Here is a 22232-nt window from a genome sequence, read left to right as displayed (position 1 = left end):
GCATGCTGATCCCCCCCAACATCGATAGTCGTGAATACCAGACGCTGAAACAACGCCTGCTCGAAGGCAAAGCCAATGTCCAGCCATTGCCCATCAAGCAACCAGAGAACGGTATAAAGCCAGATATCCAACCCCAGCCAGTGCCGGATTTGCTGCCAACGCCGATACCAGAGCCCGACCGGGTGACCCTTAGCCAACCAGCCAAACAAGCGGACAGCTTAAGCCTGACCTACAGACCGGATGGCAGAATTGCCGAGGAAGCCCCCTTAGAGGTCGATTACCTGAGCCGGATGATGCAGGCCATGACCGACTCCCGGGTTGGCTTTGACCGGGAAAAATACGAAGCACTGCAAGAAAAAATAGAGGAAATCCTGGCCAAAGATGAGCTGACCGATGCCGATCATGCTCAGATTGAAGCTCTCGAACAGGAGCAAAGCCGGTTGTTCGAAGTCGCGGCGAAACGCACAGCAGAGCAAACCGCCAATAAGGAAAAAGTCTGAATCTGACTTGCGGCAGGATGCGAAAACTGGCATCTTGCCGCACATCTTATGTGCAACAGGGACAATGCTGGTGGAACTTCTCCCCTGGTCTTTTCATACCCACTATGGCTTTACCCTGCGGGGCTATCACAGCGCTCCGCGTGGCAAACCAGTGCTGCATGTATTGCATGGCAATGGTTTTTGCAGCCGGATGTATCAGCCAATGCTGCAGCAACTGGCCACAGACTATGACTTGTTTTTATCCGATGCCCAGGGCCATGGCGACAGTGATCATGGCGGTGCTTTTATCGGCTGGAACGAAAGCGCAGAATTGGCTCGTCAGGCCTGGCTGGCACATCGCCACCTCTATCCGGGGGTACCCCATATCGCTCTTGGCCACAGCTTTGGTGGCGTGCTAACAGCACTGAACAATGCCAGTCACCCTGAGCTCTTTCACCAGGTGATCCTGCTGGAACCGGTACTCTTTACCCCCAGCATGCTGGCCAGCATGAAAGCGTTGAGCATGGTAAGGCTCTATAAACGCAACCCTTATGCCCGAGCCGCCCTAAAGCGTCGCCAGCATTGGCCAGACAAAGACAGTGCCCGCCACTACCTGCAGCAACGCGCTCTGTTCCGTGACTGGCAGCCTGAAGCGTTAGCGGCCTACATTGAGCATGCGCTCAAACCCAGCGACCAGGGCGTCAGTTTAAAATGCCAGCCAGAACGGGAAGCGGAAATTTTTGGCTCTTTCCCACGTGACTTATGGCGCCAGCTAGCCAACCCCTGCGCCCCGACCCTGGTGCTCTATGGTGACAACAGCTATCCCTTTGTCGCAAAAGCTTTGCAAAAGTGGCAGCGGCTTAACCCAGCCATCGAATTGCAACAACTGCCGGGTGGTCACTGCTTTATGCAGGAAGCGCCTGAAATAGCAGCCAATGCGATTCAATCGAAACTTACCTCGATCCGAAACGTCTGAAACAGGTATAATGGTCCGCATCTGTTCAATGGGAGCATGTCCGAGTCATGATGAAAACACGTATTGCCCTTTGTGCGCTAACCAGTCTGCTGGTTGCTGCCTGTACTACCAAGCCTGAGATCAGCCGCAGCGAGCGCTTACCAGCCACCATGGTGCCGGTCGAAACCCTGGTGGTGGAAGAAGTGGCTGACAGCGATGTGACCCAGGCACTGGCTACCGATTTTGAGATGATTTTCATCGATCAGGACATGAGTTTTATTGGTACCCTGCCCTGTGCAGATTGTCCTGGTATTGCCTTTCATCTGAACCTGTACCGCGATGGTCGTTTTGAAATTCGCCAGGAATACCTGGAGCGCAACGATATATTATTGGTTAAAGGCACCTGGCTGCTCGAGCAACGCACCCTACACCTGATGAACCAGCAACACACCCTGCCTACCTTTCAGTTTGTCAGCAATCACCGGTTGACCATGCTGGATATGGCGGGTAAGCCTATTGTTTCCAGCCTGAACTACCATCTGGATCGCGCCAGCCGGTTGCAATCCATTGATACCCGCCGCCCGATGCTGGGCCTGTATCAGGTGAACGGTGACAGTGCCAGTTTTACTCAGTGCGACTCGGGCGAGCGCTTCCAGGTCGCAATGACCCAGCATCATATGCCGATGTTGCGTAATTACCGGCAGGATCCACAGCTAAATGGCCAAGCGGTGATTGCCACCCTAACTGGCCGGCTTGGCAACGGCAGCGACAGCAACACACTCTTTATCGATCAGTTTGAACAGTTCTGGCCGGGTGCCAGCTGTCCGCAGCGCCATGCGCCCAGCTCGGTGCAGGGTGTGGTTTGGCGGGCAGAGAAAATTGCCGATCAGTACGTGCCGCAACAATTGAATGTTCGGGTGCTGTTCCGTGACAACAATACCCTGTATGGCTTTTCCGGTTGCAATAACTTTCATGCCAACTACCGCCAACGTGCTAATACCCTGCAAATCAACGCACTGGCGATGACCCGCAAATTCTGTGAAGAAAGCAGCCGCATCGAAAGTGACTTCACTGAGCGCTTGCAAAGTGCTGACCGAGCGGAAGTGAATGGCCATGCGTTGCAGTTATTTAAAGACAACCAGGTCATTATGCAGCTGGTGCCCGCGGCCAATTAAGCCATCCAATGTTCAGCAAATAAAACGCCGGCAATTTTTGCCGGCGTTTTGCTAAGAGACACTAAATCACAGAATTCATTGCTCGTTCAGTTGCAAAGCACTATCCTGTTTTAAACTCTCGGCTGCTTTAAACTCTTGATGATTGGGCCATTATGCGTCGATTTTTTCGTATTTTCAGCCTAAGCCTGACCTTGCTGCTTGCTGTGCTGCTGGCAGTCTTTTTGTGGCTGCAACATCAGCTGCGTCAGCTGCCGGTACAACAGCTCGATTACCAAATCAGTCAGTGGGGTTTTCGCCAGTTGCACTTGCAGCATCTGAGTTTTGAGTATCTGCTCGATAACAGCCCGCTCCGGGTCGAATTCAAGCAACTAACCCTAGGCTGGCACTGGCAAAACTGGCGACCACAGCTGAACCAGTTGAGTTTGGAGCAACTGGCCGTCCGGCTGGAGCAACTACCTGTCACCGCTGAGTCTGAAGCTAGCCCGGCGATGCAACTTCCTACCGAATGGCACTTACCTGACTGGCTGCCAGCCTACAACACGATAGACCAATTGCTGCTGGACTTGCCTTGTGGTGAACAACGCTGCCACTATCAGGGCAGTCTGAAACTAAAGCTCAGTGACCAACTGAGTGCCTATGGACAACTGGCACCGCAACATCAACCCGACAGCCAGTTGACCCTGCAACTGGATTATCAGCTGCAACAGCAATGGCCTGACATCCGTTTGCAACTGCAAGTCACCGACTTACTTCAGCTGCAGTTACTAAGCAGCCTGCAAGCAGACCAATCCGATACCACGCAGGCTCACTGGCAGGGGGATATGGCTCTCGAGTTGCAGCCGCCACCAGCCTGGTTGCTGACAGAACTCAGGCAGTGGCAGCTAGTACTGCCTGAAACCTGGCTGCAGCAATTCCAGCAGCAAGTGACTGCCAACAGTCAATGGCAGTTGCTGGTTCCAACGCAAATCAGTAGCCAGCCCTGGCAACAGCTCACTGGCCGCATGCAACTGCAACTTAGCAGCCCAAGCCCGCTGTATCTGCCCGAATTCGGGCTGATCACCGCTGAGCTGGAAGCTAACGCCGAATTTGAGCAAGGGCAACTGGCCCCATTTCGTTTAGCGGCTGGTGGTACCCTGACTGAACTGCAGTTGCCAGAACCACTGACAGCACTTGGCTTTAAAGCTGAGCCCCTGTATTGGAGCCTGAGCAGTCAACACAATGAAGCGTTCAGCCTGGCTGCACTCCCCTTGCAGTTTCTGGTCTCCTCCGCAGATCGCAAGCAACAACTCAGAGCTGGCTTTCAATTGGATCTGCCAGCGCAGCAGGCGGTTATTGAGCAGCTGGAACTGCAGCTGACACAGCCTGAACTTAGCTCCGGCGACTGGCAGCTAAGCGACTGGCAACTCAGCAGCAGCCTGAGCGGCATGCTAAGTGCTCAGTCCATGGAACTGGTAAGTACCAAGCCTCTGCAGCTGCAGGCCATAGTGCAAAACCCGGCACTGGAGCTTAGTTTAGCGCGTATGAGCCTGGAGCTGGATGAGCTGCGATTCTCATCGTCAGGCCAATCGTCTGGCCCGGCGCCCGACATTCAGCAAAAACCAGCTCACACTGAACAAGGCTTCATGGCGAAAGCATCGGTCCATGCCACACAACTGCTACACCCTGCCGTCAAACCACTGGACTGGCAGTGGCAAGGACGCCTGGATGCCAACAGCAGCTCAGACTGGCAATTTGCAGCCGAAGGTGAACTTGCCGCCTCATCGGGCCTGGAGTTTCAAACAACTGTGCAGGCAGGTCCTGAACAACTGGCATTCAACTGGCAACTGGCTGATGTTTTTCTGTTGGCCGGCAACACCCTGGCCACAACGCTGACCGATTGGCCAGAACTGCTTACCTTACAGCGCGGCCGTATCAAACATCAGGGCGAGCTTATCATCAGCCAGCCTGATGACAGGCTGAAGCTTACCAGCAGCACCGAATTGCTGGATCTGGCTGGCTTTTATGACACCACCACTTTTCGTGGGCTGAGCAGCCAACTGCAGCTAACTATGGAGGCTGAACAACTGCTGCTCGAAATCCCACGCCTAACGCTGCAGCAATTCGAACAAGGCGTGGTCGGTGGCCCGCTGCAATTAGCGGCCACCTATCAGGCTACGCTGACTGCGCCTGCCTCCGGTACCCTTGAGTTGTTTGACAATGAGCTGGTGCTGTTCAATGGCCGGGTTAAGCTGCCGCCAATGACGCTGGATCTGGCCCAGCAAGCCTGGGAACTGCCTCTGCACATTCATCAACTGGACTTGCAGCAGTTGCTTACCCAGCACCCAACCTCGGATCTAACTGGTCAGGGTTTGATCAACGGTCGGATCCCATTGCTTCTTTCAGCTCAGGGCATTGAAGTTGCCAGAGGCCGCTTGCAGGCGGAAGAGCCCGGCGGCAGGCTGAGTTACCGCTCACCACAGGCTCAGGGGATGGCAGCCAGCAACCCGGGCATGAAAACGATCGTTGCTGCACTGGATGACTTCCACTACTCTGTGCTTAGCAGCGACGTCAGTTACAGCACAGATGGGCATCTGACACTGGCACTGCGGCTGGAGGGCCGCAATCCGGCGATGGAGGGCGGCAGGCCCGTGCACCTCAATATTACGTTGGAAGAAAACATTCCGGCGTTGATCACCAGCTTGCAATTAACCAATCAACTCAACGAAGTGATTCAAAAACGGGTTCGTGAGCGGTTACAACAACCGCGCCAGCCTTAAGGAGGAAACACCATGTACACCAAAGTGATCGGCTTGCTTGCGTTGTCGCTGTGGCTGAGCGGTTGCACCCCAACCGTGCAGGTAGCAGCGCCAACCGAGCCAATTACCATCAACCTCAATGTTAAAATTGAACATGAGATCTTAATCCGGGTGGACCGCGAATTGGATCAGCTGTTCAGTGATTCCAGTGGCTTATTCTAAGGAGAGCACGATGAAAGCAACGACAACCTTTCGTACCCTGCTGGCGACCTTGTTATTGGTATTTGCCCTGCCCGTACTGGCCATGAACTTGCAACAAGCCATGAACGCCCTGGGCCCTGCCAAAGAGCAAGGTCTGATCGGAGAACAAGTCAACGGTTACCTCGGCGTGGTTCAAGCCAGCCCTGAAGCCCAGCAAATTGTGGAGCTGATCAACGATGCCCGCCGTGCTGAATACAGCCGTATTGCCCGCGACAACAACATTGCGGTGGCCGATGTGGAAGCCAGGGCCGGCCAACGGGCGATTGAACGTACCCCAGCCGGTCAGTTTGTCAAACTGGATGGTCAATGGGTAAGAAAGCGCTGAACCAGCTATGACAGGCCGGCTTTATAACAGCGAGCAAATCCGGGACATTGAGCAGCAAGCCATTGCTGAGATGGCTCAGGGCGACTTTGTGCTGATGCAACAAGCTGCCAGTGCCTTGCTCGGCCTGCTGAAGCAACGCTGGCCCTGTCGCAAACGTTTGCTGGTGTATGCAGGAGCCGGCAACAACGGTGGTGATGGCTACCTGCTGGCTGCTTATGCCCAAGCGGAAGGCTACCAGGTTGCAGTTAAGTGCATCGGCGATCACGCGTTACTGCCTAAAGCGGCGCAGATGGCAAAAAAAGCGACGGAACAGGCAGAGGTGCCTTTGCTTGCTCTGAGCGCTGCTTTTAAAGCTGATGTCGTGGTGGATGCACTCTTTGGTATAGGTTTAAATCGTCCGGTCAGCGGCGATTACGCCAGCGCCATAGAGCAAATCAATCAGTCCTCCTGCCCGGTACTAGCGGTTGACGTTCCTTCCGGTCTGTGCGCCGATACCGGCCAGGTGTTGGGCTCTGCAGTGAAGGCCAGTGTCACGCTGGGCTTTATAGGCCACAAAATCGGTTTATTCACGGCGGATGGGCCTGATCACTGCGGTGACTTGCTGCTGGAGCCACTCTCCATCCCACAGCGCATCTTTGCTGCTCAGGAATACAGCGCCAGACAGGTCAACGGAGCGCAACTACTGGCACAGCTACAACCCAGATGCGCTCATTTCCATAAAGGCCAGGCCGGTCATGTGGTCATTGTTGGTGGTGACTTTGGCATGGCTGGTGCCCCTTTGCTGAGCGCAGAAGCAGCACTGCGTTGTGGAGCGGGTCTGGTGACAGTGCTGACCCGCAAAGAGCATGTTCCGGCATTGATTGCACGCCGGCCAGAGTGCATGGTGCATGGCGTAGAAGCACAGCAGGATTTGCACCCCTTTTTCCTGAAAGCCAGTGTTATTGTGGCAGGCCCGGGCCTTGGACAACAGTTTTGGGGCCAGCAATTGTTGCAGCAAGTACTGATGCAAAACAAACCGGTGCTGCTGGATGCGGATGCCCTTAACTTACTGACGCAACAAACAACTCCCCAACTTAAGCAGTTGATTTTAACCCCACACCCGGGTGAAGCGGCCCGTTTGCTGCAGTGCAGCAGCAAAGAGGTGCAACAAAATCGTTTCAAAGCGGTACAGGCCCTGCATCAGCAGTATCAGGCCACAGTACTACTTAAAGGCAATGGCAGCCTGATTGCAGGTGAGAAAGACCTGCAGTTACTGAATGCAGGTAATCCAGGCATGGCGTCTGCGGGCATGGGCGATTTACTCAGCGGCATCATTGCTGCTTTGTGGGCACAAGGCCTGAATGCTGAAACCGCCACAGCACTTGGCAGCTGGCTGCATGCTACCGCAGCAGATCATCTTGCTGCCAGATTTGGCCAGCGCGGCTTGTTGGCACTTGATCTGTTAACAGAGGTACGTACCCTCCTCAATCAACCGTGCAGTGGATAAATTTATTACACTCATTGATTTCAATGACTTAATCACCTATCTTTTAGGTTGTATGCGGTAATAAAGGCCGGTAATCGCACCATGCCCGTTCATTCTTTGTTCAGACAGAACCCTTTTTACAGCACAAAATGGCTGATGATTGTCTGTATAACCTGCAGTTTGCTCCAGGCAGCTTGGGCGCAAGCCTTTCCTCCGGTTCCCTCCTTATTTTTTCAAACAGGCAACCATCAACAAATTCCGGAACATATTGTCACCGCGATCGAGCAGGACAGGACCGGTTTTTTATGGCTTGGAACCGCCAATGGCCTGATCCGATACGATGGCAGCCGTTTTCTACGCTTTAGCCATCAGGCAGAGCACAGCAACAGCCTGCATGGAAACTTTATCCAGTCGTTGTTGCTGCGCCAGAATGGCGACTTGTGGGTTGCAGCGGTGCCAGGCGGGTTAAGCCGCTACCTGCCAAACACTGCTGCCTTTGAACGCTTTGACACCTTTCCGACTGAGCAAGCAGCGTTTTGGCACAGCGCCCAGACGTTGGCTGAAGATCAGCAACAACAACTTTGGGTGGGTAGTCGCAATGGCCTGGCTCGGATCTCGACCTCTGGTCAGGCGGATATTCTGCAGGCTGCCGAACTCAGAAACATCAATGTTAGGGCCTTGTTGGTGGATGCGGATAATCAGCTCTGGATTGGTCACCGCCAGGGACTGCTAAGACTTGATTTAAACTCAGAGTCAGCCCTACCAGAAGTGTTTGACCAATTAGCTGGTCAAAGCGTTCTTACTCTGAGCGAAGCCCCGGATGGCAGCATCTGGATAGGCAGCGCTAATGCTGGCGTGTTCTGGTGGCAAAAAGGTGAGCCTGCACTCAGACCTTTCGGGATTTCAGCCAAGTCAGAGGTACACAGTCCGGTACATGACATACTACACCTGAATGAGCATGAGATCTGGTTGGCCAGACTGGGTGGCATTGAACGCTGGCAGCGCACACCAGAGCAATTGCTCAATCGATTTGAGCCCGATCCATCTGATCGCTACGCCCTGTCACACAACGATGTACGGGTGCTGTTTCAGGATAGCGACCGACGGATCTGGGTAGGTAGTTTCGGTGGTGGCTTACAGCATTATCAAAGCTCCCAGCATGTAAGTATGCTGCGTTACAGCCTGAAAGATCGTCAGGGGATCTCTGCCCCGGATATCACCAGCATTTTGGAGTTGGATAATGGCGATATCTGGCTTGGCACCCGCGGCTCTGGTGTTGATATACTGCGAGCTGAAGCTGGCATTATCGCCCGGTTGCAGCCAGGTTCCTCACCGGATCAGCTGCAGCAAGGCTTTATCACCGCGATGATCCAGCAACAGGATGGGAAGGTATGGCTGGCAACCTATCCGCAAGGGATATATCTTGTCGAGCCTCAGACGTTAACCATAGAGCGCCTGACACTGGCCAATGGATTGAATGAAACCGTTCGCCGTTTTTTCATCGACAGTAAGCAGCAGCTTTGGCTTGGTACCCAACAAGGCCTTTATCGCTGGCAACATTCCCCTGCACAACTGCTGTCTTATCCATTAATGGCGGCACAACCTCAGGCAGACTTTATCAATGCAATTGCTGAAGATGGATTGGGTCAAATCTGGCTGGGTGGTGGTGCAGGCGGTTTGTACCGGCTACGCCCTGGCGAAGATGTCGCCAGGTTGGTGCACTTTGCCAACCATGAATCAGCCACCTTAAGCATCCTGGGTTTGCTGGCAGATGAAGAGCAACTGTGGCTGGATACTCCCCAGGGATTGTACGTTCTCGACCAACTCAGCGCTGATCGCCCCTTGTTGCGTAAGGTGACCAATGGGTTGAAGCAGCATCAGGCTATGGGCGCCAACCTGCTGAAGGATAGCCATGGTCGTCTATGGACACAGCAACATCTGTACGATCCTACCAGCAAACAGAGTTTCAGCTTGCCTGAAACCGAAGGCTTTGTGGTGGGAACCCCATGGTTTCGTTCATACACCCAAACCCGCTCAGGCCTGATGCTTTTTGGCAGTGCCGAGGGGTTATTGGTGGTTGATGCCGATAACTATCAGCCCGCAACCGGATTCCCGAACCTGACCCTGACCTCTGTGCAGTTGGATGGGCAAGCAGCGCCATTACCTGAGCAGCAACTGACACTGGCACCACATCACCGTGGTTTTAGTGTTGAGTTCGCCGCCCTTGAATTTCAGCAAGCGGACGCAATCCGTTATCGTTATCAGTTGCAAGGTTTTGATCAAAGCTGGACAGAGTTGGACTCTTCACAGCGTCACCTCAGTTACACCAACCTCTGGCCAGGGCACTACCTGTTGCGTATCCAAAGCAGCAATGCGCAGGGCGACTGGAATCCGGAGCTGCTGACGCTGGATATACGGGTACTGCCTCAGCTATGGCAAAAGGGGTGGTTTGCCCTGCTCTGCTTGCTTTTGCTGGTCGCTGTGCTGACGTCTCTGTATCTATGGCGAATGCACGCAGAGCGGCGTAAGGCCATAGCATTGCGCCACCAGGTTGCCAGGCAGCAACGTGAGCTGGAGGCCACGCAAAAACTTTTGGTTGAGAAGGAAAAGATGGCATCTTTGGGGCAGGTAGTTGCCGGCGTGGCGCACGAATTAAACACCCCGCTGGGTATAGGATTAACCTCCAGCACCGTCTTGTTAAATGAAACTGAGCAAATGACGGCGCTTTACCAGCAAAAGCAAATCACCAACCAGAAAATGCAATCCTTCCTGCAGCATTGCCGTGAGCATTTGCAGCTGCTGATTAAAAACCTTGAGCGAAGTGCCGATCTGGTGCATCACTTCAAACAGGTCGCGGTGGATCAGAGCGATGCCCGGTTGCAAAGCATTCAGCTGCCCAACTGGCTGCAAGAGCGGATCAAGCCTTATCAGCTCGCCTACCCGGACATCGACTTCCAGCTGTCCTGCCCACAAACACAGCTAGAGCTGCGTGCCCAGGCCCTGGAGCAAATTATTTTCCAATTGCTGCAAAACTGCTGTCTGCATGCCTTTGCGATGGACGGCTCAAAACAGGTGCGTATTGAGTTAAGCATTACGGCTACCGAGTGCCATTTGTTGATTGAAGACGATGGCCAGGGCATCGCACCTGACATACAGCAGCGCATTTTCGAACCCTTTGTCACCAGCAAACGAGGCAGCCAGTGCCATGGACTAGGTTTGCATCTGAGCTACAACTTAGCCAGTCAGGTGTTAAATGGCGGCATTGAGTTGCAAGAGAGCAGCCCCAGAGGGACCCGCTTTTTAGTCCGCTTCCCACGCCAACCTGAGGCCCTATAAACAGCGGCGCTACCCACTTGCATTTTTACCAAAAAGGTCCAATATAAGGGATATCCCCGCCTGTTCCGCAGGCGGTTTTTTTTATGTGACAGGAGATAGCAATGTCCAAACAACCTGCGATTATTCTTTCAAGCCTGGATTACGATCGCATTGATGCGTTACTGGCCAAAGAAAAAGAGCTAAGCCCAGTACACGAACAGCTATTGCTGGAAATGGAGCGCGCCACTCTGGTTGAACCAGAAGCCGTTCCGGCCAATGTGGTGACTATGCATTCTAAAGTGCGCTTTAAGCTCAAAAGCAGCGGCAAGGAATTTGAGAAAACCCTTTGCTACCCGCAAGAACTGGCAACGACCAGCGATGGCATTTCGATTTTTGCACCAGTCGGCGCAGCGCTGCTTGGCTTAGCGGTCGGCCAACACATCGACTGGCCGATGCCGGGTGGGCAACTGGATCAGGTAGAAATTGTCGAACTGGTTGATCAGCCCGAGCGCAAAGGCGAGTTTTATCGCTAAGCGCTCAGCGCCTGTGTTTTGCCAGGGGCAGCGTCGCTGCCCTATTCCACCATCTCTAAAATCGGCCCCATAATATCCTGCATCGTCACCAGGCCGGCCAGTTCGTTGTTGTTCAGCACCAGTACCCGCTTAATACGCTGTTGGCTCATCAGAGCGGCCACATGCTTGACCGCTAAATCTTCGCCCACCGCCACCACTGGCTTGGTGTAAATGTCGTACACGTGCAGCAGATCAATATCGCCGCTTTCCGCCACGATGGTTTTTAAAATATTGGTGTGGGTGATCAGGCCATAGGCATCGTGCGGCTGCTGCTTATCCACCACCAGGGACTTTAAATCGTGCTTTTTCATCAGGCTAAGCGCTTCGCGCAGGGTAGTAAAAGGTGATACCGTCACCACCTCTTTCACCATAATGTCTTTGACCAGTCGAACCGAGTCCATACTAGAGCTCCTCTTTTAAATGTTGTTCAAAGCGCTGCACTTGTTTGAAATCAATGCCGGCTAAATGCTCCAGCGGCACCGTAAAAACCAAGCCTTCAGAACCGCCCTCATTTTTGGCCACCACGTTTTTGATGGCTTTAAGGACCCCCAAAGACAATGACTTTTCCAGCACCATAATCAGCACACTCTGACTGCCTTCAAAGCTTAAGCCAAAAAAGGTTTTGCGTTCATCACAGGGAATGCCTTTACCCGCCAGTATGGTAATGCCGGTGGCACCATGCTTGCGGGCAGCTTTGATGGTTTGCTCTTCGTATTCATCATTCACGATGGCCACCAGGGCTGAGAACTTCATGCGGTTTGTCTCCTGAATTTGGCGGCGTACTCCATGATAATTGCGTACGCCATCACGGTAATAATGGGGAAAATCGAGGCAAAGGCAATCAGGCCAAAACCATCGATCAACACATTGCGTCCTTCAATATGGGTAGCCAGACCAATGCCCAGGGCGGTGACCAGTGGCACCGTCACTTCCGAGGTGGTCACACCGCCCAAATCAAAGGCCAGGGCAATAATGTATTTGGGCGCCAGCGCCGTCAGCAAAATGACCAACAAATAACCGGCCATAATGTAATAATGGATGGAATCGCCGGTAATAATGCGGTGCACGCCAACGGCAATGCCAATGGCCACCCCTAAGGCAACAATAATACGGATCACACTGCCTTTTAATTTACCGGGCGCGGCTTGTTCGGCTTGCTCACCAACAGCAATCAGTGCTGGCTCGGCCATGGTGGTAGCAAAGCCTATCATAAAGGCAAACAGGTAAATAAATGGCAGGTAGTTGCGCGCCATCAACTGCTCGGCCATGCCTTCGCCTATCGGGAACAAGCCGAGCTTTAAGCCAATCACAAAGGCATACAAACCAAGCAACACCATCACAAAACCAAAAATGACTTTAACCGGATTTTTCAGTGGTTTACGCAGTACCAGATACTGAAAGAACAGCACCACCAGAATAATCGGCAGTACATCACGCAGCATGGTCAGTAGATCGAGCAGCATTTGCAGCAGTGGATGCACTGCTTTAATTTCGCTGGAAACCAGCTCCAGTGCCAGCTCCGGTGTAGGCGCTACGTTGTACACCCAGATACCATACAGCTGCACGCTGATCATTGGCACCATCACCGCCATCGCCACCAGGCCAAAGCCATCCATTAAGGGGTTACGGCCCCGAATGGAGGCGGCCAGGCCTAACCCCAGTGCGGCAATCAACGGCACCGTCACAATGTTGGTGGTGACCCCACCCGAGTCGTAAGCCAGGCCAACAATCTCTTCCGGTGCAAACCAGGTGACCGTCACCACCAGGATGTAACCGATGATCATGTACCAATGGATCGGATGGCCCAAAATAATGCGCAATACGCCAATGGCCATAACCGCCCCTACCGACAGCGCGACAATCAGCCGAAGTGTTAGGCCATCGACCCGGCCATCGCTGATTTGTTCTGCCTGCTGCGCCACCGCAATCAGCGCCGGCTCGGCCACCACGGCCGAAAAGCCCATGGCAAAGCCAAAGGCCATTAAAATAGGAATGGATCCCTTACGGGCAAACTGATTGGCCAAGCTTTTGCCCACCGGGAAAATACTGAACTCCAACCCCTGCAAAAACATCGCCACGCCAAGGGCAACAATGCCAAGCCCAAGCGCCAGCATCCAGGGATCGTTGGGCATTTGCCGTAAAATCACCGCCTGAAAGAACACCACCACCACCACAATGGGCAGCAGGTTTTTACTGGCATGCAGTATTTGATGCAGAAAGTCCTGAAAAAAACGCACGCTCCCTCCAGTTTGGCTTTAATCAGTTGATCATACCCTGCTGCTCTGGCATCAGCATTGATCTGCTTTAAGCTTTTAACCGCTCTGCCACATGAGACGCTAAGCCAACACCTGCCTCCGACATGGTTAAATAGGTCTCATCGGCACCGGCCGCACGGATTTTTTCGGCCTGATCTTCATGCATGCTGTGAGAGACGATCACACCACTAAAGCCGTATTGCCGCAGTTTACTGGCCGCAATCATTTTCGCCTCCGCATCATTCATGCTTAAAATCACCGCTTTGATGTTCTGGCAATTAAGTCCTTGCCAGAACACCTGATCTTCTGCATCGGCAAAGAAAATATTGATCCCATTCTCTTTTTGTTTTTCTACTTTGGAGGGATCAGAGTCCATCGCAATCAATCGGTAGTGACTGTTCAAATGCTGATAAGCTGCGGTACCGGTTCGGCCCATGCCCATAATGAGTATTTCAGCGTCACCCAGATCGACCGGCTGTTCATCTGGGTGGCGAATATTGCGCTCAAATGGCAACAGACGGCGGCACAACCTCTCATACAGTGGATGTGCGATACGGTTTAATGGTGCCGACACCACAAAGGACAATGCCACCGTTAAAGCCAGCGGGATTAACCACTGTGGCAACACCACACTGGCTACAATCAAGCCAAACTCACTGTAATTCCCAAGGCTTAAGCCACTTAAAAAAGCACTACGGGCCCGTAGTTTGAAGAAGATTAGTAAGAAGAAAAACAGGATCGCTTTGAGCGGTAACAGCAACACCATCACCACCGCAAAGAGCCAGGCTTGTTGATCCGGCAAACCACCCATACCAATCTGCAGGAAAAAGCCAACCAGGAAAAATTCCTTGATGCTCCACAGCGACTCCGACAATTCCACCGCCCGCTTGTGCTTCGATAGCATGGCACCAAACACCAGAGCGCCCAGCTCACCGCTTAACCCAACCAGCTCAAAGCCATAACCACCAATCACCAGTGCCAACAACAAGCCGAATAACAACAAGAGTTCATCATGGCCGCTGGCATCCAGCAATCTGTAAAGCACCGGCCGCAGCAATGGGATGGCAAATACCAACAGCGCCCAGGGCGATGGCAAGGTGCCTGCGGCCAGGCTAATCACCACCAGGGCAATCAAATCCTGCACAATTAAAATACCAATCGCCACCCGGCCATGAAAAGCCCGCAGCTCCCGTTTGGTCTCCAGTACTTTGGCAGCCAGTACCGTACTGGAAAACGCCAGCGCAATAGCAAGCATCAAGGCGGTATAGAGGCTGATATCCAGTAGCAAATAAAGGGCCGGAGCCATCAGCAGGCAGGAAATGGCAAAATGGATCAAGCCCCCACCAATCACTTCGGGCTTGATAATTTTCCGTACATCCAACTTCAAACCAACAGTAAACAGCAGCAGCAAGACCCCAAGATGGGCTACATGCTCAAGGATTTTACTGCTCTCGGAGGGCAGACCAATTTGATCAGAGACGGCCGTGATGGCAAAACCTGCTGCCAGGTAGCCAATAAGTGGCGGTAAACCTATGGTTCGAACCAACAATCCCAGTGAAAATGCAAACCCAATCCAGATGGCTTCAAGCAACATAAAGGCACACTACCTGCATTATTTATTCCTGATTGCAGTGTAGCGGCTTCAAAAACGAAGGCAAACAGATTTTCAAATCATCTGATTTTAAATAAAAAAACGGTAGCCTACCCCGGCTTCCGTTTGAATGTACTTTGGGCTGGCTGGATCATCACCGAGCTTTTGCCGCAGATGGCTGATCACAATCCGCAGGTAATGGGTATCATCCTGATGACTGGGCCCCCAAATGGCTTTCAATAACTCAGTTTGCGTCACCACACACTGGTTGGCCTGTACCAGCCGGGATAGCACGGCATACTCTTTCGGGGTCAGCTCAACACGCTGCCCGTCCAGCGTGACTAAGCGCTGCGGTAAGTTAATGCATAAGGTGCCATCGGAAAACTCATTGGTTTGCTGTCTGTCTCGACGCTGATCGCGCAGGCAAGCCCGTACCCGAGCCAACAGCTCTTCCACACTAAAAGGTTTGGTCACGTAATCCTGAGCTCCCTGATCCAGCGCCCTGACCTTTTCTTTATCCTGATTGCGCACCGATAAAACGATGACCGGCATCTCCGACCATTGCCGCAGTTGCAGCAAGACCTGGTGACCTTCCATATCCGGTAGGCCCAGATCCAGGATCATCAGTGCTGGTTGCTGCCGTGCAGCCTGCACCAGGCCCTGTTCCCCACTGTCAGCTTCGATGACCTGATAGCCGTCGCTGGCCAGTGCAATTTTCAGCATACGCCGGATGGGTGTTTCATCATCCACCACTAAAATACGTTCATTCAACGTTGTGTTCTCGTTCAAAAATGGTATCAGTACCGCCAATACATGGGGACAAACAACACCAACAGAGTCAAAATTTCCAGTCGCCCTAACAGCATGCCTAGCGACAACGCCAATTTAGCACCATCAGGCAATGGCGCAAAGTTTCCGGCCGGCCCAATAACATCACCAAGGCCTGGCCCCACATTACTCACTGCCGTGGCAGCCCCTGTGATGGAAGTGATAGGATCAAGCCCGAACAACGACAACACAAAGGCTAGCAAAGCTATCGTGGCAAAGAAAATAAAGCAAAACGACAGTACGGAGCCAAGCAACTGATCATCGACCCGTTTGCCGGCATAGTGCTGCACAAAGACCGCATTCGGATGGATCAACAACCTGAGCTGACGGATCAGCAGATAAAATGACAACTGACTGCGAAATATTTTCAGCCCTCCTGATGTGGAGCCTGCACAGCCCCCGCTAAAGGTCAAATAGAAGAAGGCAATAAAAGCCATGGTGCCCCACATGCTGTAGTCTTCTGACGCATAGCCACAGGTGGTAATGATCGACACCACATTAAAAGTTACCTGCGTCAGCGCATCAAACCAATCCCTGCCTTGCACAGACAGATAGAGTGTCAGCCCCAGCACTGCGATGAACACTACGAGCAGAAAAGCCCGAACCTGAGGATCCCTCAGCAGCAACCAGGGATCGCCACGCAGCATGCCAACATAAAGAATAAAGGGCAAAGCAGCCAGCAACATCCAGAGACTAGCCAACCACAACAGCCAGGGCTTGTCGTTAAAGTGTCCAAACGACGCATCGTAGTTGGCAAAACCTCCTGTCGCCACAGACGTCATGCCATGGGTAATGGCATCAAACGCACTCATACCACCCAGCCAGTAGCTCAGCATCGCTAATAGACTTAAACCACCATACACCCACAAAATTGCCATCGATACCCGGCTGCTTTGCGGCAGCATTTTCTCAGAAATATCTGAGCTTTCCGTCTGGAATAGCTTCATGCCTCCTACTTTCAGCGCTGGCAACACAGCAACCGCCATGGCGATAATGCCAATCCCACCAAACCATTGTAAAAATGCCCGCCAAAACAACACTCCTTTTGGCAACGACTCAATATCACTCAAAATGGTCGAGCCGGTGGTGGTCACCGCCGAAACCGCTTCAAACCATGCATCCACTCGTGATATGCCATCCAAAGCCAGGTACAGAGGGATGGTTGCAAAAGCACTGAATAAAATCCAACCCAACGCCGTCACCAGAAAGAGATTGCGTTTAATCAGCCTGATTTCCTGGCCGGCCAGATACAACAAGCTGCCACCAACCGCTGCGGTGATGATGCTGCTCAGTAAAAATGCCCAGATGGTTCTCTCTGCATACCAGGCAGACACGGCGGCAGTTAACAGCTCAGCCGTGGCCAGAAAAAGCAACAAATAACCGAATACCCGGTAAAAAACACTGCGGCGATTGGCCGATGTGGCAGCAGAGGTCACAAACATGGATGATCAGTCTCACTTAGTCCTGGGACGATCCTAAATCAACCAAGACAGCTCCACCGTAAAAATGCCATATAGAAGCAGCCTGAAGCGTAAATTTTTCATAAAGAAATCAGCCGTCCTCTTGAGCTTTTGCCCAAACTGGCTTTAATAGCCGCCAACTGATCACAGGAGTAGGTGCAAAGATGGCACAATTTGCAGTCATTGGTCTGGGGCGTTTTGGTGGCAGCGCCTCGTTGGAGCTTATGAGCCTGGGACATCAGGTGATAGGGCTGGACAGTTGCGAAAAGTTCGTTGCCCGTGTGGCCGACAAACTAAGCTATGCCGCTATCATTGATGCCACCGATGAAGACGCATTAAGGGAATTGAATATTGGCCAGTGCGATGCAGTGTTAGTCGCCATCGGCGAAAATCTCGAGGCCAGTATCTTGTGTGTGCTGCATTTGAAAAACCTGGGTATTAACAATATCTGGGTCAAAGCATCGTCCAAATCCCATCACAGCATTCTGTCAAAGCTGGGTGTCAGTCGCATCATTCATCCGGAAGAGGAAATGGGGATCCGGGTTGCGCAAGCCCTGAACTACCCGATGGTGAATCAATACATGGCGCTTGGACACAACATCTATCTGGTTGAGATTGAGATCATCGAAAAGTTGCAAGGTCAGACTCTGGCACAGCTGCTCAAGGATGCCAGCGCCTTTGTGCATGGCTTTTTAGTCAAACGCCGTAAGGATGTATTTTCCCCAGTGCCAGCCGATTTTGTACTGGAAGCTCACGATACCCTGGTACTGGCTGGCCCTTTGACCGTATTAAAAAGCCTGGCTCCGAGACTAATTTGATGATTAAAAACTGGGATCCGCACACCAGCCATTACCGCACCATACAAACTACCAGACAACATTTTCTGGCATTAAGCCCACCAGCGATCCTGGCACTGAGCTTTCTGATGCTGATCCTAACCGGCAGCGTATTGCTGTTGTTACCGATGGCAACCACGGCCCCACTGACGCTGCTGCAGGCACTCTTTACCGCAACCTCAGCCGTGACAGTCACGGGGCTGGTGGTGGTGGATACCGGCAGTCACTTCACCTTGTTTGGCCAGTTGGTGATTGCCGCACTGATCCAGGCAGGAGGCTTGGGTTTTATGACCTTTGCGGTGATAGCGGCGGTCAGCCTGGGGGCAAAAATTGGTTTAGGCCAGCAAATGGCAGCGCAGGAGGCCATGGGGCAAACCAGCCTGGCACGGGTTGTTCAGACCGCTAAAGCCGTGCTGCTTTACTCATTGGTGATCGAATCCATTGGCTTTTTGCTGCTTACACTCACCTGGTGGTCTGAACTTGGCCTGGCCACAGCCAGCTACCACGCCTTCTTTTACACCATTTCGGCCTTTAATAATGCCGGCTTTGCCTTATCAGCCGATAGCCTGATGCCCTATGCCGGCTCTGTCGCCGTCAATGGCATCATCACCGCCTTGTTTATCATTGGTGGGATTGGTTTTGCAGTCCTGATCGATCTTCGCAGCAACAGCCGGCACTTGCGGCTAAGCACCAACACCCGCATGGTGCTCTGGGCAACCTTGTGGATCAACCTTATCGCTTTCTTCGTCATATGGCTGCTGGAATATGGCAACCCCGCCACCCTAGCCAGCCTGTCGCTGGCTGATCAGGCGCTGGCGGCTTGGTTTCAGGCGGTCACGCCAAGAACCGCAGGTTTTAATACCCTACCCACCGATGAGCTGACGCAAGCGACCACCGTCTTTACCTTGCTACTGATGTTTATCGGCGGTGGCTCCCTGAGTACCGCCAGTGGCATCAAAGTGGGCACCTTTGTCATACTGCTGATGGCCACCTATGCTTTTTTGCGCCGCCGCCAGCAGGTGACCCTGATGAAACGCACGGTGCCGCCGGCTTTGGTGATGAAGGCCCTGGCACTAACGGTGGTTTCCATGATGCTGACCTTTCTGGCCATTTTTACCTTGACTGTGATGGAAGATGCCGACTTTCTGGACATCGCCTTTGAAGCTGTTTCCGCCTTGAGCACGGTCGGTTTATCGCGCGGCTTAACCGGTGAGCTATCCGCCGCAGGCCAGACAGTACTGATTGTCCTGATGATTGCCGGTCGGCTTGGACCGCTCACGCTGGCCTATTTTCTGGCGACACCCAAGCAGAAGAAAGTAAAGTACCCGGAGTCGCGCTTTCAGGTTGGTTAATGCAGTTCAGGCTGGTTCAGTTCGTTTAACGGCAGTGACAGTTCAAAGCAAGCGCCCTTGCCTGAGAGGTTTTCCCGTACACGAACAGTGCCACCATGTGCACCTATCATGCCTTTGCAAATGGCCAGCCCCATACCAGTGTTACTCTTCTTGCTATCGCCCGATGCCACCACGAAAAACATATCAAAGATATGCTCCCGGTCTTGCTCTGGCACACCTGGTCCCTGATCAAGGACTTGCAGTAGCAAATCTTGCGCCAACACAGACTGCACAATGGTCACGGGGGCATCCTGCGGATTGAAGCGCACGGCATTTTCCAGCACATTAAACAGTGCTTGCTCGATCAAAGCGGCATGCACATAAATCAGCAAATCCGATTGCTGCAGCTGCACCTGAACCCTCGCATCCGGTTGATAGCGTTTCAGCCGCTGTACGGCACTGCCAATAATATCGCTTACCTGTACCCAATCACGCTCAATCTTAAGGGTACCATAGCCAAGCCGGGTCATATCCAGCAGATTCTGAATGTAATTTTCCAGTCGGTTACTTTCGCTGCAAAGCGCATCAATCAGCTCTGCTTTATCCTCCGCACTCAATTGCTGCTGACGATGCTTTAAAGTCTCAGCAGCGCCTATCATTGCAGCCAGCGGTGATTTCAAGTCATGGGATACTGAAGACAACAAGGCGGTACGCAACTGTTCAACTTCGGCTTTGAGGCGCGAGCTTTCCAATGCGGTGCTTAATTCCAACCGGTGCATGGTGGTCGCAGCCTGCTGCAATAACGCCGTAATCAACTGCTGCTGGAAGACACTGATTTGTGTCGCTGTTGATGGAAAGCAAACCACAGCTACGGCAAACACCTGCTGCTGGTTGGAGATCGGGAAAAAAGTCTTTTCTAATGACGATAGCGTATTGTAAAAACGGCCGGCAGGTACATTATTGGCAAACACCCAGGCTACCGCAGATTGCTCCTTAACACTTAATGGCTCCAATAGCTCCTTATCTACCACAGAGCAGCTTAACTTCAGTTGCAATTGGCAAATCGATTCAAGCTGCTGATACACTTCCCGCTTCTGCGTAAAGCGCGTTAAGGATTCAGCAAAAATCCGCAAGCTCTCAGAAAAACGGCTGGATTCGTTCAACAAAATAAGTTGCCGACGCACACGCGATGCTGCCGGTCCACTGATAATGCCAATGAATGATAAAAAAATCAGTGTTGCGACATCATCCTGGTAGGTTACGGCAAAAGTATAGAAGGGCTTTGTCAGGAAAAAGTTAAAGCTTAGGAATGATAGCAACGCGGCAGACAGTGCAGGTCGCGAGCCATAACGAAGCCCTGTAACCACAACTGCAGCGACATAAAGCAGCACTAAATTGCCACTGCTTAAATAGTGACTGGCCAAAATTGCCAGAGCGGTGGCCAAGACCACAGCACCTGCGCCCACTGCATAGCCAAGCTTTCTGCCAACAAAACCACTCGTGGTCACCGGCTTGATCAAAGCGGGAGCATGCTCCGACAATGTATAGACTGAGACCTCCAAAGACATACCGGCTTCAATCAATCGCTGGTACAAAGGTTTGCGCCAAAAACGCCATTTAACCGCAGGATTTCCCACTAACACCGTACTTACCCGGTTTTCCTGCAAAAAAGGCACTACGCCGGCAAAGCTACTCTGACCTCGCAAGGTGATCGCCTGAGCACCAAGCTCGGTGGCTAAATCAAGGCTGGCTTTTAAGCGTGCACGCTGCAAGGTTGACAAGGTACGACCCGTGTCAACCCAGAGTACATACCATGTGATCTGACGACGGTCGGCAATCTGCCGCCCCTGCCGAATCAGATAGTCGTGGTTTCGGTTGCTACTAATCATCACCAGCAACTTATCCTGGATGCTATAGCCCGGCAGCTTTGCTTTTGCCATCAGTTCTTCAGAGAGATTGGAATCGACCCGAACCAAAACTTCCCGTACAGCCATCTCCCGCAAGGCAGTCAAATTTTCACGGGTAAAGAATCTATCCAACGCATCGCGCGCATAATCCGGCACATACACCTTACCATCTTGCAAGCGCTCAATCAGACCGTCCGGGGGCAAATCGATAAATTGTATTTCAGAGGCTAAGTCAAACACCCGATCCGGGACTGTTTCCTGAACCCTAACTCCGGTAACTTTCAGCACCAGGTCATTCAAACTGGCCATGTGTTGGATATTGACTGTGCTGTATACATCGATGCCTTTTGCCAGTAACTCTTCAATATCCTGATAGCGGAAGCGATTCCGGCTGCCTGGTGCATTGGTGTGTGCCAATTCATCCACCAGAATCAAGGAAGGCTTTCGCACCAATGCGGCATCAAGGTCAAACTCATCAATACTGGCCGAGTGATACTGAATGGATAATGGCGGTAGTATGGGTAACCCCGACAACATCTGCTCAGTATCTTCCCGACCATGCGTTTCAACCAGACCAACCAACAAATTGACTCCCTGTGCACTTTTGACTTTCGCTGCACTTAGCATTGCAAAGGTTTTCCCCACCCCGGGAGCGGCCCCCAGAAACAAGGTCAACTTTCCTTTGTCATTCTGCTTCAATCGCTTCAGTAAAATATCGGCTTGTCGTTGGTCTGGCATGGAT

Annotated in this window: 18 protein-coding genes; 11 read left to right on the top strand and 7 right to left on the bottom strand. The window is 52.5% G+C overall.

Going from position 1 to position 22232, the window contains the following annotated elements; genetic code table 11:
• Nucleotides 1–2: 2 nt before the first annotated feature.
• The 9 genes from QWY20_RS07885 to rnk all read left to right on the top strand — a co-directional run bounded on the left by QWY20_RS07885 (nt 3) and on the right by rnk (nt 11243).
• Nucleotides 3–500 (top strand): hypothetical protein, encoded by a 498-nt coding sequence (locus QWY20_RS07885; RefSeq protein ID WP_330128468.1) that lies wholly within the window; start codon nt 3–5, stop codon nt 498–500.
• A 70-nt stretch (nt 501–570) separates the two neighbouring features.
• Nucleotides 571–1455, top strand: coding sequence for an alpha/beta fold hydrolase (locus tag QWY20_RS07880; protein WP_330128506.1), 885 nt, complete (start codon nt 571–573; stop codon nt 1453–1455).
• Nucleotides 1456–1502: 47 nt separating this feature from the next.
• Entirely contained in the window at nt 1503–2609 is a 1107-nt protein-coding gene (locus QWY20_RS07875) for an META domain-containing protein (protein ID WP_330128467.1), read from the top strand.
• Nucleotides 2610–2761: 152 nt separating this feature from the next.
• Nucleotides 2762–5365 (top strand): YdbH domain-containing protein, encoded by a 2604-nt coding sequence (locus QWY20_RS07870; RefSeq protein WP_330128466.1) that lies wholly within the window; start codon nt 2762–2764, stop codon nt 5363–5365.
• A 12-nt stretch (nt 5366–5377) separates the two neighbouring features.
• Nucleotides 5378–5566: a YnbE family lipoprotein gene (locus QWY20_RS07865; protein ID WP_330128465.1), complete on the top strand. Its 189-nt coding sequence runs from the start codon at nt 5378–5380 to the stop codon at nt 5564–5566.
• A 10-nt stretch (nt 5567–5576) separates the two neighbouring features.
• The gene (locus QWY20_RS07860; protein WP_330128464.1) at nt 5577–5930 is read left to right on the top strand and encodes a YdbL family protein; all 354 of its coding nucleotides are present in this window, start codon (nt 5577–5579) and stop codon (nt 5928–5930) included.
• Between the two features lie 7 nt (nt 5931–5937).
• On the top strand, nt 5938–7416 hold the full coding sequence (locus QWY20_RS07855) for an NAD(P)H-hydrate dehydratase (RefSeq protein WP_330128463.1): 1479 nt from the start codon (nt 5938–5940) through the stop codon (nt 7414–7416).
• 135 nt (nt 7417–7551) lie between these two features.
• Nucleotides 7552–10731, top strand: a complete 3180-nt coding sequence (locus QWY20_RS07850; RefSeq protein ID WP_330128462.1) for a two-component regulator propeller domain-containing protein — start codon at nt 7552–7554, stop codon at nt 10729–10731.
• 101 nt (nt 10732–10832) lie between these two features.
• Entirely contained in the window at nt 10833–11243 is a 411-nt protein-coding gene (gene rnk, locus QWY20_RS07845) for a nucleoside diphosphate kinase regulator (RefSeq protein WP_330128461.1), read from the top strand.
• 41 nt (nt 11244–11284) lie between these two features.
• Here rnk and QWY20_RS07840 read toward each other — a convergent pair whose 3' ends face one another.
• From QWY20_RS07840 to QWY20_RS07815, 6 genes are all read right to left on the bottom strand, one after another.
• Nucleotides 11285–11683 (bottom strand): CBS domain-containing protein, encoded by a 399-nt coding sequence (locus QWY20_RS07840; protein ID WP_330128460.1) that lies wholly within the window; start codon nt 11681–11683, stop codon nt 11285–11287.
• Nucleotide 11684: 1 nt separating this feature from the next.
• On the bottom strand, nt 11685–12035 hold the full coding sequence (locus QWY20_RS07835; RefSeq protein WP_330128459.1) for a P-II family nitrogen regulator: 351 nt from the start codon (nt 12033–12035) through the stop codon (nt 11685–11687).
• Complete coding sequence (locus QWY20_RS07830) at nt 12032–13519, bottom strand: DUF1538 domain-containing protein (RefSeq protein WP_330128458.1); 1488 nt, start codon at nt 13517–13519, stop codon at nt 12032–12034. Before QWY20_RS07830 ends, QWY20_RS07835 begins: the two co-directional genes overlap by 4 nt.
• Nucleotides 13520–13586: 67 nt before the next feature.
• Nucleotides 13587–15128, bottom strand: coding sequence for a cation:proton antiporter family protein (locus QWY20_RS07825; protein WP_330128505.1), 1542 nt, complete (start codon nt 15126–15128; stop codon nt 13587–13589).
• 90 nt (nt 15129–15218) lie between these two features.
• Nucleotides 15219–15851: a winged helix-turn-helix domain-containing protein gene (locus tag QWY20_RS07820; RefSeq protein ID WP_407935414.1), complete on the bottom strand. Its 633-nt coding sequence runs from the start codon at nt 15849–15851 to the stop codon at nt 15219–15221.
• A gap of 74 nt (nt 15852–15925) precedes the next feature.
• Nucleotides 15926–17398, bottom strand: a complete 1473-nt coding sequence (locus QWY20_RS07815) for a TrkH family potassium uptake protein (protein WP_330128456.1) — start codon at nt 17396–17398, stop codon at nt 15926–15928.
• A 182-nt stretch (nt 17399–17580) separates the two neighbouring features.
• On the opposite strand from QWY20_RS07815, the gene QWY20_RS07810 reads away from it, so the two are divergent.
• Both QWY20_RS07810 and QWY20_RS07805 read left to right on the top strand, forming a co-directional pair.
• The gene (locus tag QWY20_RS07810; RefSeq protein ID WP_330128455.1) at nt 17581–18234 is read left to right on the top strand and encodes a potassium channel family protein; all 654 of its coding nucleotides are present in this window, start codon (nt 17581–17583) and stop codon (nt 18232–18234) included.
• Nucleotides 18235–18236: 2 nt separating this feature from the next.
• Nucleotides 18237–19604: a TrkH family potassium uptake protein gene (locus tag QWY20_RS07805; protein WP_407935413.1), complete on the top strand. Its 1368-nt coding sequence runs from the start codon at nt 18237–18239 to the stop codon at nt 19602–19604.
• On the opposite strand, the gene QWY20_RS07800 is transcribed toward QWY20_RS07805, so the two are convergent.
• The gene (locus tag QWY20_RS07800) at nt 19601–22228 is read right to left on the bottom strand and encodes a sensor histidine kinase KdpD (RefSeq protein ID WP_330128453.1); all 2628 of its coding nucleotides are present in this window, start codon (nt 22226–22228) and stop codon (nt 19601–19603) included. The two genes, QWY20_RS07805 and QWY20_RS07800, sit on opposite strands and share 4 nt — an antisense overlap.
• Nucleotides 22229–22232 lie beyond the last annotated feature (4 nt).

Source organism: Alkalimonas cellulosilytica (assembly GCF_036325985.1).
Lineage (GTDB): Bacteria > Pseudomonadota > Gammaproteobacteria > Enterobacterales > Alteromonadaceae > Alkalimonas > Alkalimonas cellulosilytica.
This window is presented reverse-complemented; position numbering and strand designations above follow the sequence as displayed.

Coding starts and splice junctions, on each gene's coding strand:
- QWY20_RS07835 (WP_330128459.1), bottom strand. CDS start 12,035: ATGAAGTTCTCAGCCCTGGTGGCCATCGTGAATGATGAATACGAAGAG.
- QWY20_RS07800 (WP_330128453.1), bottom strand. CDS start 22,228: ATGCCAGACCAACGACAAGCCGATATTTTACTGAAGCGATTGAAGCAG.
- QWY20_RS07870 (WP_330128466.1), top strand. CDS start 2,762: ATGCGTCGATTTTTTCGTATTTTCAGCCTAAGCCTGACCTTGCTGCTT.
- QWY20_RS07840 (WP_330128460.1), bottom strand. CDS start 11,683: ATGGACTCGGTTCGACTGGTCAAAGACATTATGGTGAAAGAGGTGGTG.
- rnk (WP_330128461.1), top strand. CDS start 10,833: ATGTCCAAACAACCTGCGATTATTCTTTCAAGCCTGGATTACGATCGC.
- QWY20_RS07860 (WP_330128464.1), top strand. CDS start 5,577: ATGAAAGCAACGACAACCTTTCGTACCCTGCTGGCGACCTTGTTATTG.
- QWY20_RS07815 (WP_330128456.1), bottom strand. CDS start 17,398: ATGTTTGTGACCTCTGCTGCCACATCGGCCAATCGCCGCAGTGTTTTT.
- QWY20_RS07875 (WP_330128467.1), top strand. CDS start 1,503: ATGATGAAAACACGTATTGCCCTTTGTGCGCTAACCAGTCTGCTGGTT.
- QWY20_RS07855 (WP_330128463.1), top strand. CDS start 5,938: ATGACAGGCCGGCTTTATAACAGCGAGCAAATCCGGGACATTGAGCAG.
- QWY20_RS07850 (WP_330128462.1), top strand. CDS start 7,552: ATGATTGTCTGTATAACCTGCAGTTTGCTCCAGGCAGCTTGGGCGCAA.
- QWY20_RS07820 (WP_407935414.1), bottom strand. CDS start 15,851: ATGCTGAAAATTGCACTGGCCAGCGACGGCTATCAGGTCATCGAAGCT.
- QWY20_RS07810 (WP_330128455.1), top strand. CDS start 17,581: ATGGCACAATTTGCAGTCATTGGTCTGGGGCGTTTTGGTGGCAGCGCC.
- QWY20_RS07865 (WP_330128465.1), top strand. CDS start 5,378: ATGTACACCAAAGTGATCGGCTTGCTTGCGTTGTCGCTGTGGCTGAGC.
- QWY20_RS07885 (WP_330128468.1), top strand. CDS start 3: ATGCTGATCCCCCCCAACATCGATAGTCGTGAATACCAGACGCTGAAA.